Annotated in this window: 6 protein-coding genes; 4 read left to right on the forward strand and 2 right to left on the reverse strand. The window is 68.5% G+C overall.

The window, feature by feature from the left end:
- Nucleotides 1–5: 5 nt before the first annotated feature.
- Together EHV23_RS15140 and EHV23_RS02125 are read right to left on the reverse strand one after the other, a co-directional pair.
- Nucleotides 6–6,590 carry an excinuclease ABC subunit UvrA gene (locus EHV23_RS15140; protein WP_158615792.1) on the reverse strand — a complete coding sequence of 2,195 codons (6,585 nt, stop codon included), beginning with the start codon at nt 6,588–6,590 and terminating at the stop codon, nt 6–8.
- Between the two features lie 97 nt (nt 6,591–6,687).
- Nucleotides 6,688–6,960: a hypothetical protein gene (locus tag EHV23_RS02125; RefSeq protein ID WP_125094505.1), complete on the reverse strand. Its 273-nt coding sequence runs from the start codon at nt 6,958–6,960 to the stop codon at nt 6,688–6,690.
- Between EHV23_RS02125 and EHV23_RS02130 the strand changes: the two genes are divergently transcribed.
- The 4 genes from EHV23_RS02130 (at nt 6,953) to cysM (ending at nt 12,548) form a co-directional block, all read left to right on the forward strand.
- Nucleotides 6,953–7,339, forward strand: coding sequence for a RidA family protein (locus tag EHV23_RS02130; protein ID WP_203228922.1), 387 nt, complete (start codon nt 6,953–6,955; stop codon nt 7,337–7,339). The two genes, EHV23_RS02125 and EHV23_RS02130, sit on opposite strands and share 8 nt — an antisense overlap.
- A 193-nt stretch (nt 7,340–7,532) precedes the next feature.
- Nucleotides 7,533–10,088, forward strand: coding sequence for an ATP-dependent DNA helicase RecG (locus EHV23_RS02135; RefSeq protein WP_203228852.1), 2,556 nt, complete (start codon nt 7,533–7,535; stop codon nt 10,086–10,088).
- Between the two features lie 209 nt (nt 10,089–10,297).
- Nucleotides 10,298–11,281 carry a LysR substrate-binding domain-containing protein gene (locus tag EHV23_RS02140; protein ID WP_125094507.1) on the forward strand — a complete coding sequence of 328 codons (984 nt, stop codon included), beginning with the start codon at nt 10,298–10,300 and terminating at the stop codon, nt 11,279–11,281.
- Nucleotides 11,282–11,501: 220 nt separating this feature from the next.
- Nucleotides 11,502–12,548 (forward strand): cysteine synthase CysM, encoded by a 1,047-nt coding sequence (cysM, locus tag EHV23_RS02145; protein WP_338034502.1) that lies wholly within the window; start codon nt 11,502–11,504, stop codon nt 12,546–12,548.
- Nucleotides 12,549–12,608 lie beyond the last annotated feature (60 nt).

Raw genomic sequence — 12,608 nt, forward strand, 5'->3', positions numbered from 1 at the left:
GGGGGTCATTCCTGTGAGGTGGCCGGGGCCGGGCGGCGGGCCGGTTTTCGGGGGGCAGCTGTCCTGTCCGTGTCCGGGGCTGACGTTTCGTGGGCGGTGGCCGTTTTGCGGGATTTGGCCGTTTTTCGGGAGCCTGCCGTCCTGCGGGACGGAGAGGCTTCTCCGGCCGGCTGACCGGTCTGCCTGGACTGGCTGACCTGGTCGAGCTGGCTGGGGCGGCTGGACTGACTGCTGCGGTGGGCGGCCAGGAATTCGGCCAGCAGGCGGCCGGTATGGGTCTTGCGGCTGCGGGCGAGCTGGGCGGGGGGGCCTTCGGCAACGACCTGGCCGCCGGCGGTGCCGCCTTCGGGGCCGATGTCGATGATCCAGTCGGCTTCGGCCCAGATGTTCTGGTTGTGCTCGATGACCAGCAGGGTGTTGCCGGCATCGACGAGGCGGTGCATGACGTGCAGCAGTTTTTCCACGTCGGCCATGTGCAGGCCGACGGTGGGTTCGTCCAGCACGTAGAAGGTGCCGCCGTCCTCGACATCCCCGGTGTGGCCGGCCCTGCGGGCGCGGGCCCGGGCGGTGGCCTGGGCCTTGGCCTCGCGCAGCGGGTCGGCGTGTTCGGTCAGGGCGCGGACCTTGGCCAGCTCGGTGACGAGCTTGATGCGCTGGGCCTCGCCGCCGGACAGGGTGGGGCTCTGCTGGCCGAGGGTGAGGTAGCCGAGGCCGACATCCTGCAGCAGCTGCAGGGGGTGGGCGATGCTGCGCCACGGAGCGAAGAATTCGAGGGCTTCGTCGACGGTCATCTGCAGGACGTCGGCGATGGATCTGCCGTTGAGTCTGACCTGGTTCGTTTCGGGGTCGAAGCGGCCGCCATGGCAGACATCGCAGAGGATGCGGACATCCGGCAGGAAGTTCATCTCGATGGTGCGCACGCCCTGGCCTTCGCAGGCGGGGCAGCGGCCGCCGGCGGTGTTGAAGGAGAAGCGCGAGGCGGTGTAGCCGCGCAGGCGGGCTTCGCTGGTGTCGGCGAACAGGCGGCGGATGGCGTCCCAGAAGCCGATGTAGGTGGCCGGGGTGGAGCGCGGCGTCTTGCCGATGGGGGTCTGGTCCACTTCCAGCACGCGCTGGATGCCCTGCCAGCCGTCGAGCGAGGCGCAGTGGGGCAGTCTGCCCCTGTCTCCGCCCAGACGGCGCTGCAGGGCGTCGAGCAGGACGTCGCGGGCGAAGGTGGATTTGCCGGAGCCGGAGACGCCGGTGACGACGGTGAGGCGCTTGAGTGGTACCCGGGCGCTGGCATCCTGCAGGTTGTGCAGGTGGGCGCCATGCAGTGCGAGGGATGGGGTGTGGCTGTCGACGGGGCGGCGGGCGTGGTCGGGCAGGGCCGGGGGATGGGCCAGATAGCGGCCGGTGAGGCTGTCGGGGTTGGCCTCGATCTGCGGCAGGGTACCGCTGGCGATGATCCGGCCCCCCAGCCGTCCTGCGCCGGGGCCGATGTCGATGACGTGATCGGCGCGGGCGATGGTCTCCTCGTCATGCTCGACGACCAGCAGGGTGTTGCCCTTGTGGCGCAGCCGGTCCAGCGTCTCCAGCAGCAGGCGGTTGTCGCGCGGATGCAGGCCGATGGTGGGTTCGTCCAGCACGTAGCAGACGCCCTGCAGGTTGGAGCCCAGCTGTCCGGCCAGGCGGATGCGCTGGGCCTCGCCGCCGGAGAGCGTGGGGGCGGCGCGGTCCAGCGTTAGGTAGCCCAGGCCCACGTCGATGAGGAAGCTGAGGCGGTTGCGGATCTCGTCGAGGATGCCGCTGGCGATTTCCTGCTGGCGGCGGTCGAAGCGCTTGCCGGCGGTCTCGACCCACTGGCGGGCCTCCAGGACCGACTGGGCGGTGACGTCGGCAATGGACTGGTCGCCGATGCGCACGTGCAGGGCCATCGGGTTCAGGCGCTGGCCATGGCAGACGGGACAGGGTTCGTCGCTGTAGGTGACGCCGGCATCGGTTTCGCCTTCCAGACCGGGGGTGAGCTCGTCGGCCCTGATGCGGCCGATGATGCGCAGCCCGGTGCCCAGGCAGCCGGGGCACCAGCCCTGTTTGGCGTTGAAGGAGAAGGTGCGCGGGTCCAGTTCCGGGTAGCTGGTGCCGCAGTGGCTGCAGGCCCGTTTGGTGCTGAACAGGACGGTTTTCAGGGGGGTGTCGATGTCCTGCTGCAGCCGGTCCACGTCTTCGAGCAGCATGACCACGCCCTTGCCGTGCTGCAGGGTGGTGAGCAGGTGGGTACGCAGTTCGGTTTCCGCCTCGGGGGTGATGGTGAGGTCGGCCACCGGCAGTTCGATGTTGTGCTCGATGTAGCGGTCGATGCGCGGGAAACCCTGGGTGGGCAGGAATCTGCCATCGACGCGCAGCATGGGGTAGCCCTTGCCGCGGGCCCATTTGGCCAGATCGGTGTAGACGCCCTTGCGGCCGACCACCAGCGGGGCCAGCAGGCCGATGCGGCGGTTACGGTAGTCACGCTGGATGCGGGCGGCGATGCTGTCGAAGGACTGGGCCTCGATGGGGGTTTCGTCGTTGGGGCAGTACTGGGTGCCGAGCTTCTGGTAGAGCAGGCGCAGGAAGTGATGGATTTCGGTGAGGGTGGCCACGGTGCTCTTGCGGCCGCCACGGCTGGTGCGCTGCTCGATGGCCACGGTGGGCGGAATGCCGTAGACGCCATCGACATCGGGCCGGGAGGCGGGCTGGACGAACTGGCGGGCGTAGGCGTTGAGCGATTCCAGATAGCGGCGCTGACCCTCGCCGAAGACGACATCGAAGGCCAGCGTGGATTTGCCACTGCCCGAGACGCCGGTGATGACGGTGAGCCGGTCACGCGGGATGTCGACGTCGATGTTCTTCAGGTTGTGCTCGCGGGCGCCGTGCACGAGGATGGCGTGGTGGGCGCGTTCGCGCAGCGCGCCGGGCTGCCAGGCACTGGCGTCGTGTTCGGCGGCCATGAGCAGGTTTTCCCCCGTGGATGCCGGGACGGCGTATGGATTGCCACGGCCGGACGGGGCGTCGTCAGGCTGGCTGGTGCCGTCCCCGGTTGCTGCGCCCGTCACTGCACTGGTCGACGCCTCGTTCGCGGGAACGGTAGCCCTGTCCGGGGCGCCTCGAGCTGCTGGCGTCGCGTCCGTGTCCCTCTGCCGTGGTGCCTGCGCGGCCAGCTTCTGCAGCTCGTCCCGGTGTGTGCGCAGCGCCCGGCCGGTGAAGGAATCGGGGGTGGCCGCCACCTGTTCGGGCGTGCCGGTGGCCACGACGGTGCCGCCGTGGTCGCCCCCGCCCGGGCCGAGGTCGATCAGCCAGTCGGCGGCCTCGATGAGGTCGAGGTTGTGCTCGATGACCAGCACCGAGTTGCCGGCGTGCTGCAGCGAGCGCAGGGCGCGCAGCAGGCGGGCGATGTCGTCGAAGTGCAGACCGGTGGTGGGTTCGTCGAAAAGGTAGAGGGTGCCGCCGGCATGGGGGCGCCGGCCGCTGCGGGCACCACGCTTGCGGGCCTGTTCGGCGGCTTCGGCCAGAAAGCCGGCCAGCTTCAGGCGCTGGGCCTCGCCACCGGACAGGGTGGGGACGGGCTGGCCCAGTTTGAGATAGTCGAGGCCCACGTCGGCCAGCGGCTGCAGGCGGCGCTGGATGTCGGGATGGGCACTGAAGAAGTCGACGGCCTGGCGCACGGTCATGTCGAGCACATCGACGATGTTCGCCTCGACCGGGCGGGCCATGGCGGTGCCGTCGCTGCGGCCGCGGATGCGCACGTCTTGGATTTCGGGGCGGAAACGCCTGCCGTCGCAGTCGGGGCAGCGCAGGTAGACGTCGGAGAGGAACTGCATCTCGACGTGTTCGAAGCCGTTGCCTCCGCAGGTGGGGCAGCGGCCGTCGCCGCTGTTGAAGCTGAAGACGCCGGCGGTGTAGCCGCGTTCATGGGCCAGGTCGGTGGCGGCGAACTGCTTGCGGATCAGGTCGAAGGCGCCTACATAGCTGACCGGGTTGCTGCGGGTGGTCTTGCCGATGGGCGACTGGTCGACGAAAACGACGCTGTCGATCTGCTTCTCGCCGGTCAGCCGCCGGTATTCGCCCGGGGCCTCGGTGGGCAGGCCCTGGGCCTTGAGCAGCGCCGGCAGCAGCACGTCCTGCATCAGCGTGGACTTGCCGCTGCCGGACACACCGGTCAACGCCACCAGGCGACCGAGCGGGATGTCGACATCGATGTCCTTGAGATTGTGGGCACGCACGCCTTCGAGGCGCAGGCGCGGGGTGGCGGCGTCCACGGATTCGTGCTGGCCGGACGAGACCTGCCGGCGGCCGGCCAGGTAGTCGGCGGTGAGCGTTTCTGCGGCGGGCAGGGCGCTGGCCGGCCCGTCGAACACGATGTGGCCGCCGCGTTCGCCCGGACCGGGGCCGATGTCGATGATGCGCTCGGCGGCGAACATCACCTGCGGGTCGTGTTCGACCACCACCAGCGAATTGCCGGCATCCCGCAGCCGCTGCATGATGGCGATGATGCGGTCCATGTCGCGCGGGTGCAGGCCGATGGACGGTTCGTCGAGAATGAACAGCGTGTTGACCAGCGAGGTGCCCAGGGCGGTGGTGAGGTTGATGCGCTGCACCTCGCCGCCCGAGAGCGTGCGGGACTGGCGGTCCAGCGTGAGGTAATCCAGCCCCACGTCGTGCAGGAAGCGCAGGCGGGTGCGGATTTCGGTCATCAGCAGGTCGGTGGCCTCGTCCAGCGGCGCGGGCAGGTGCAGGCCGGCCATCAGCCGGTGGAGCCGGTCGATGGGCAGCAGCATGATGTCGTGCACGGTCAGGCCGGGCAGGGCCTCGAGCTGGGCATCGGTCCACTGGGTGCCCATCGGGCGGAAGCGCCGGTAGGGGCCGGTGGTGGTGTTCCGGCCGGAGGTGGCCGAACGGGTCACGGACTTGCCGTTCTGGCCGGCGTGTTTACCGGCGTCCGGGGCTGCTTCCGCTTCGGTATCGGCCTGCCCGTGTGCCGGGCCTGCGTCTGCGGGTGCAAAGGCCAGCGCGGCGTCCTCTTCATTGCCCACCCGCCACAGCAGCGCTTCGGGCTTGAGGCGGGCGCCCTCGCAGGCCGGGCAGGGCGTGTAGGAGCGGTACTTGGAGAGCAGCACCCGGATGTGCATCTTGTACGCCTTGCTTTCCAGCCAGGTGAAGAAGTTGCGGATGCCGTACCACTGGCGCTTCCAGTCGCCCGTCCAGTGCGGGTCACCGTCGATGACCCAGCGCCGGTCGGCCTCCGGCAGCTCGTCCCAGGGGCGGTAGAGGTCGATGCCGGCGGCATCGCCGTATTTCATCAGTTCGGCCTGGGCCTCCTTGAAGCTGGGGGTCTGCCAGGGCTTGACGGCCCCCTCGGCCAGCGACCTGCTGCCGTCGGGAATGACCAGGCCCAGGTCCAGCCCGATGACGCGGCCGAAGCCCTTGCAGGTCTCGCAGGCACCCAGCGGCGAGTTGAAGGAAAAGAGGCTGGGGCTGGGCGGCTGGTAGCGGATGTCGCAGGTGGCGCAGGCAAAGCTGTTGCTGAATGCCCAGCGTGCCTGTTCGTTGCCTTCGTCGTCCAGCGCGATGACGGTCAGGCGGCCATGACCGCGTTCGAGCGCCGCTTCGAGGCTGCCGGCCAGCCGGTCTTCGGTGACATTGCCGAGGCGGAAGCGGTCGGCCACGACGGTCAGCCGCAGGGCGGGCGAGGAAGGCGCCCTGGCGGATTTCTTCCGGGCGGCGGGTCTGGTGGAGGCTTCTGCACCGGCGTCCGTGCCTGCGCCAGCCGGCGTATCGTGGATGGTTTTCGTGGCGGCTGCCGCTGTCCGGGAAGCGGCCGCTGTCTGGGTGGCGGATGTGGTACTGGTCTTCCTGCCGGCCGGTTTTTTGCCACGCCGGCTTTTGCCCTCCGCGGCGGGCTCCGGCGGCAGCACCTCCCGCGCGTGGATGCGGGTGTAGCCCTGGGCCTGCAGCTGGTCCAGCGCCTCCTGTTCGCTGAAGCCGGCCGGTACGTGCACGGGGAAGGTGACGAGCAGGCGCGGATCGTTCAGGCCGGCCGTGCGGTTGTGCAGGGCGGCGGTGATGCTGGCCACGTCATCCTTGCGTACCGGCTGGGCGCACTGCCGGCAGTACAGCGTGGCGGCGTGGGCCATCAGCAGCTTCAGGTGGTCGTTCAGCTCGGTCATCGTGCCCACGGTGGAGCGCGAGGTGCGGACCGGGTTGGTCTGGTCGATGGCGATGGCCGGCGGGACGCCGTCGATGCTGTCCACCTGCGGCCGGTCCATGCGGTCGAGGAACTGGCGGGCGTAGGCGGAGAAGGTTTCCACATAGCGCCGCTGGCCCTCGGCATAGAGGGTGTCGAACACGAGCGATGACTTGCCGCTGCCCGACACCCCGGTGACCACCACCAGCTGCCCGGTGGGGATATCCAGGTCCAGGTTCTTCAGGTTGTTCTGCCGGGCACCGCGGATGCGGATGGGCACGTGCGGGGCGGCAGGCTGGTGTGTTGCGGTGGGCGAAGTGGCGTCGGAGGTCACGGCAGGGATGGGCAGAAGGGCGGATGGGGCCAGCGCGGGGGCGAATGCGTCCATGACGGGCGCTGGTGCCCGGCCAGCCGCAAAATGGCAGAATGGGCCTCTTCCAGATGGCGCCGGGCAGCGAAGGATCAATGGTAGTGGATGGCGCGTGTCATGCATCTGGGGGCCGGTCTTGCAGTGGGCAGGTTCGTTCCGGCAATGGACGGGTCCATTCCGGCAATGGCAGTTTTCCCATGCGGGTAACGGAGAAGTCCATGTCGGCAACGGGAAGACCCACGACACGCTCTAGAATCGGGGCATCGCCACCGGCGGTGCCTTCGGGTGCTTTTCCAGTCCGCGCCCAGCACGCCCGCAGGCTGCCCAGGGGGCGATGCGGCGCCAGAACGCTGCTTTCAAACATCATGCTCACAAAGGAGATGACCATGGCTGTTCCCGTTTCCACACCGAACGCACCGGCCGCACTGGGGCCGTACTCGCAGGCCGTCCGTGCTGGCAACACGGTGTATCTGTCCGGCCAGATTCCGCTCGACCCGGCCACGGGCGAGCTGGTCAGCGGTGGCTTCGAAGCCCAGGTGCACCAGTCCTTCCGCAACTTGAAGGCCGTGGTCGAGGCCGCGGGCGGCCATCTGGGCCAGGTGGTGCGTCTGGGGCTGTTCCTCACCGATCTGGCCCAGTTTGCCACGGTCAACACCATCATGGCCGAATACTTCCAGGCGCCGTATCCGGCCCGCTCGACCATTCAGGTGGCGGCGCTGCCCAAGGGGGCGCCATTCGAAGTCGAGGCAACGCTGGTACTCGAATGAGGCATTTGCCAGGCAGGCTGGTGCACCGAAGCCTCGCGTGCCGCGGCCTGCCGTGGCCGGAAGGTGATGCGCTTTCCGTTGCCGGTGGCGCTGACGGATGGCGAGGGGGGCAACGCCACGTCAGAGGCCACGGCAGGGCATGCCAGCAGGCTGAAAGGGCTGCGCAGCCGTGGTGAACGAAACCCGCAAGGGCATGAATCAGCGGCACCCTGCGGGCGGTGATGCCGCGCCTGCCGTGTCCATGCCGAAGAAGACCGCGCGGGGAGGCGGGGCGGGCGAACCTGCCGGGCCAACCCCGAAACCTGCCGAATCCACCCCGAAGAAGGGCCGTGTCCAGGGAGGGCGGCGTTCGGCCGCTGGTCTGCTGGCCAAACTGGGGCTGCACGGGCCGGACGATCTGGTCCTGCACCTGCCGCTGCGCTACGAGGACGAGACCCGGCTGGTGCCGATGGCGTCGCTGGTGCATGGTGCCTCGGCCCAGATCCAGGGAACCGTCACCCGTGCGGAGGTGACGCGGGGCCGGCGCATGCTGCAGGTCTGGGTCAGCGATGGCACGGACGAGCTGCAGCTGCGCTTTCTGCACTTCTACCCCTCGCAGCTGGTCCAGCTGCAGCCCGGGCGGCTGATCCGTGCCTTCGGCGAGCTGCGGGTGAGCCTGTTTGCGCGCGAGATGGTGCATCCGCGCTACCGGGTGGTGAGCGAGGACACGCCGCTGCCCGACCGGCTGACGCCCATCTACCCGACCGTGGCCGGACTGGGGCAGGGCACGCTGCGCCGGGAGATCGACCGTGCGCTGGCCGAATGCCGCTGGCAGGACACGCTGCCCACGACACTGCTGCTGCGGTTGCTGGGGGAGGATGTACATGCCATGCCAGCCGTGCCGGCAACACCGCCGGCACCGTCTCCAGCGGGAGCACCTTTGGCCATGTCGCGAGCGTCTGCCAGGCGGGGTGCGTCCGGGGCGCCGGCTACGGCCCATGCAGGCACAGCCGTGCCTGGTCGTGGTGCATCGGAAGGGGGGCCGTACGGTGTCTCACCCATGGTGCGGAGACTGCTGGCCAGTCTGCCGTCATTGCCGGATGCGCTGCGCGAGATTCACCATCCCCCACCGGGCACCGATTTGCAGGCGCTGCTCGAGCGTGAGACGCCGGCCTGCCAGCGGGTGATTCTGGAAGAGCTGGTGGCGCAGCAGCTGTCGCTGAAGCGGGCACGGGCGCTGCGGGCCGGCCAGCGGGGCGAACCCCTGCGCGATCGCGGCGGCGAGCAGAAGCTGCTGGCCACGCTGCCCTTTGCGCTGACTGGTGCCCAGGAGCGGGTGCGCAACGAGATCGCCGCCGATCTGGCCCGTCCCCAGCCGATGAACCGGCTGCTTCAGGGCGATGTGGGCAGTGGCAAGACGGTGATCGCCGCGCTGGCGGCCATGGTGGCCGTGGGCTCGGGCCGGCAGGCCACGCTGATGGCCCCCACCGAGATTCTGGCGCGCCAGCACTACGAGCGTCTGCAGCCCTGGCTGGAACCGCTGGGCGTGCGGGTGGGCTGGCTGGCCGGTTCGCTGTCGGCCGGGGCCAAGCGGCAGATCAGGCAGGCCGTGGCCGCCGGCGAGGTGGATGTGCTGATTGGCACCCATGCGCTGATCGAGGATTCGGTGGTGTTTCCGCGGCTGGCGCTGGCCATCGTCGACGAACAGCATCGCTTCGGCGTGGCCCAGCGGCTGGCGCTGCGGGGAGAGCGTCCGGAAACTGCGTTACCCGTCACCGGTGATGCCGGTGGCCAGGGTATTGCTGTCAGCGGTCCGGGCACTCATGCCCGTAACCAGGGTACTACTGCCGGTGATCAGCGTATTGCTGCCGGTGGCCAGGGAATCGCTGCAGGTACGACGGTCGGAACCCCCGACGCAGGAAGTGCGCAGGGTGCCGGGCAGACCATCCTGCCCCATCAGCTGATGATGACTGCCACCCCCATTCCGCGCACGCTGGCCATGACCTTCTATGCCGATCTCGATGTGTCGGTGATCGACGAGCTGCCGCCGGGCCGCCAGCCCGTGACGACCAAACTGATTGCCGATGGCCGGCGCGAGCAGGTGGTCGAGAACGTCGGCCGCTGGGTGGCCGACGGCAAACAGGCGTACTGGGTGTGCCCGCTGGTGGAGGAATCGGAGGCGCTGGACCTGCAGAACGCCATCGACACCCAGGCCCAGCTGGCCGAAGCGCTGCCGCAGGTGCGTACCGGGCTGGTGCATGGCCGCATGTCCGCCTCCGACAAGGATGCCGTGATGACGGCCTTCAAGGCCGGTGACATCGACCTGCTGGTGGCCACCACAGTGATCGAGGTGGGGGTGGACGTGCCCAACGCCAGCCTGATGGTGATCGAGCACGCCGAACGCTTTGGCCTGTCGCAGCTGCACCAGCTGCGCGGCCGGGTAGGCCGGGGTACCGCCCAGAGCCTGTGTGTGCTGCTCTACCGCCATCCGCCCGGACAGATCGCCCGCGAGCGGCTGGCCACCATGCGCGCCACCCAGGATGGTTTCGAGATCGCCCGGCGCGACCTGGAACTGCGCGGTCCGGGCGAGCTGCTGGGAGCACGCCAGTCCGGCGCCATGCTGCTGCGCTTTGCCGATCTGGGGCGCGATGCGCCGCTGGTGGACGTGGCCCATGCCCTGGCCGACCGGCTGCTGGCCGATGCACCGGAGGTGGTGGACGCCCACCTGGACCGCTGGCTGCGGCGACGGGAGCGGTATCTGGATGCTTGAGGGAGCCTCTGCAAAAGTCCTGCGGCACTTTGGCTCCCATGATCGGGCGATCCAGTGCGTTGCCATTTGCCGCCAATAGCCCTGCTATTGCCGCCAAATGGCGCCTTCTTGCTCATCCCGATCCTGGGCCCAAAGCGCGCGCAGACTTTTGCAGAGGCTCCCTGAGTGCTGGTGACTATTCCGATGGTGGCATGGGATAGAATTCCTCTATGACATTGACCGAACTGAAATACATCGTGGCGGTGGCCCGTGAGCGCCACTTCGGCCGGGCCGCCGAAGCGTGTTTCGTGAGCCAGCCGACCCTGTCCGTGGCCATCAAGAAGCTGGAAGACGAGCTGGAAGTGCAGCTCTTCGAGCGGGGCAACGTGGAGGTGAGCATCACCCCGGTGGGCGAGCGCATCGTCGAACAGGCCCAGCGTGTGCTGGAAGAATCCGCCACCATCCGCGAGATCGCCAAGGAAGGCAAAGATCCGCGCAACGGCCCGCTGCGGCTGGGGGTCATCCACACCATCGGTCCGTACCTGCTGCCCCGGCTGGTGCCCGCCATGCTGAAGGCCGTGCCGCAGATGCCGCTGCTGCTGCAGGAAGGGCTGACCGCCAAGCTGCTCGAGGCCCTGAAGCTGGGTGAGATCGACGTGGCCGTGGTGGCCGAGCCGCTGCCCATTCCGGGCATCATGTCGTGGCCCGTGTACGACGAACCCTTCGCGGTGGTGGTCCCCAACCATCACCCGTGGGCGCAGCGCGACGCGGTGGCCTCCACCGAACTGCAGGAACAGACCATGCTGCTGCTGGGTGCCGGTCACTGCTTCCGCGACCAGGTGCTGAAGGTCTGCCCGGAACTGTCGCGCTACGCCGCCACCAGCGCCGGCATCCAGAAAACCTTCGAGGGTTCGTCGCTGGAAACCATTCGCCACATGGTGGCCTCGGGCATCGGCATCACTGTCGTGCCGTGGACGGCCATACCGGCTGGCATCGAGCCGGGCGTCAAGGACAGGAACAGTGATGGCTGGCTGACCTACGTGCCGTTTGCCGGCGAGCCACCGGTGCGGCAGGTGATGCTGGTCTGGCGCAAGAGCTTTGGCCGGGTGGAAGCGGTGGAAGAGCTGTACCACTGTCTGGCGAAGCTGCCGCAGCCGGGCGTGAAGCCGCTGGAGGTGCCGGAGCCGCTGTCGCTGATGACGGTGCCGGTGTGAACGTTGCGTTCATGTTTCTGGCCATATCCATCATGTCTGCTGGAGCACCTCCACCATATTTCTGTGATGTTCCGGAGCACACGGGCCGGGTCGTTCCTTGCCACGGCATGTAGCGTTCCCTGGGGCTTGCACGAGCATTTGTGCACACGAAGTATCCGGTTTCGGTATTCCCGGCGCATTTGGCGCCGGATTTTCCATGGAAGCATGCACATTGAAAGATCTGAAATCCGTACAGGACAAAACCCTTTCCGCATCTTCGGTCCTGAACCAGATCGGCAACACCCCGCTGGTGGAGCTGGTGCACCTGCCCGGCCCCGACCTGCGGGCAGCGGGCGTGCGCGTGTTTGCCAAGCTGGAAGGCAACAATCCGGCCGGTTCGGTGAAGGATCGTCCGGCGCTGGCCATGATCGAGGCAGCCGAGGCGCGTGGCGACATCCGTCCCGGTGACACGCTGATCGAGGCCACCTCCGGCAATACCGGCATCGCGCTGGCCATGGTGGCGGCGGTGAAGGGCTATCGCATGGTGCTGATCATGCCCGAGAACCAGACCATGGAACGCCGTCAGGCCATGGCAGCCTATGGCGCCGAACTGGTGCTGGTCAGCCGGGAGCAGGGCATGGAAGGCGCCCGCGATCTGGCGCTGGCCATGCAGGCCGATGGCAAGGGGCGGGTGCTGGACCAGTTTGCCAACGACGACAACTGGCTGGCCCATTACCGGGGCACCGGCCCCGAAATCTGGCAGCAGACGGGCGGTGCGGTGACACATTTCGTCTCGGCCATGGGTACGACCGGCACCATCACCGGCGTGTCGCGCCATCTGAAGGAGATGGACGAGGGCGTGCAGATCATCGGTGCGCAGCCGGAGGAGGGCTCGTCCATCGCCGGCATCCGTGCCTGGCCGGCCGGTTATGAACCGGCCATCCGCGCGAAGGCGCGCATCGACCGTGTGGTCGAAGTGAGCCAGCAGGCCGCCGAAGACACCATGCGCCGGCTGGCGCGGGAGGAGGGGATTTTCTGCGGCGTATCGTCGGGCGGTGCGGCGGCGATTGCGCTGCGGGTGGCGGCAGAGGCGGTGCGGGAGCGCAGGCTGGAGGCTGGTACCGCGGCGCGTGTGTCAGTGGAGAATGTGCTGCAGGACCAGACAGCCGGGGAAGCGGGCGTGTGGGGAGGGACGGCCCGCAGTGTCCGTGAGGGTGCCGTGAATGTGGTGTTCATCGTCTGCGACCGGGGGGACCGGTATCTGTCGACCGGGGTGTTTGGGGGATAGTGACCATACGTCCTGGCCCGGAATCCAGACGACCTAAGCCAGATGGCCTGGCCGGATGGA

Origin of the sequence: Lautropia dentalis, from assembly GCF_003892345.1 — a bacterium.
GTDB classification, from domain to species: Bacteria; Pseudomonadota; Gammaproteobacteria; order Burkholderiales; family Burkholderiaceae_E; genus Lautropia; species Lautropia dentalis.

Coding starts and splice junctions, on each gene's coding strand:
- EHV23_RS15140 (WP_158615792.1), bottom strand. CDS start 6,590: ATGGACGCATTCGCCCCCGCGCTGGCCCCATCCGCCCTTCTGCCCATC.
- EHV23_RS02130 (WP_203228922.1), top strand. CDS start 6,953: ATGACCATGGCTGTTCCCGTTTCCACACCGAACGCACCGGCCGCACTG.
- EHV23_RS02125 (WP_125094505.1), bottom strand. CDS start 6,960: ATGGTCATCTCCTTTGTGAGCATGATGTTTGAAAGCAGCGTTCTGGCG.
- EHV23_RS02135 (WP_203228852.1), top strand. CDS start 7,533: ATGAATCAGCGGCACCCTGCGGGCGGTGATGCCGCGCCTGCCGTGTCC.
- EHV23_RS02140 (WP_125094507.1), top strand. CDS start 10,298: ATGACATTGACCGAACTGAAATACATCGTGGCGGTGGCCCGTGAGCGC.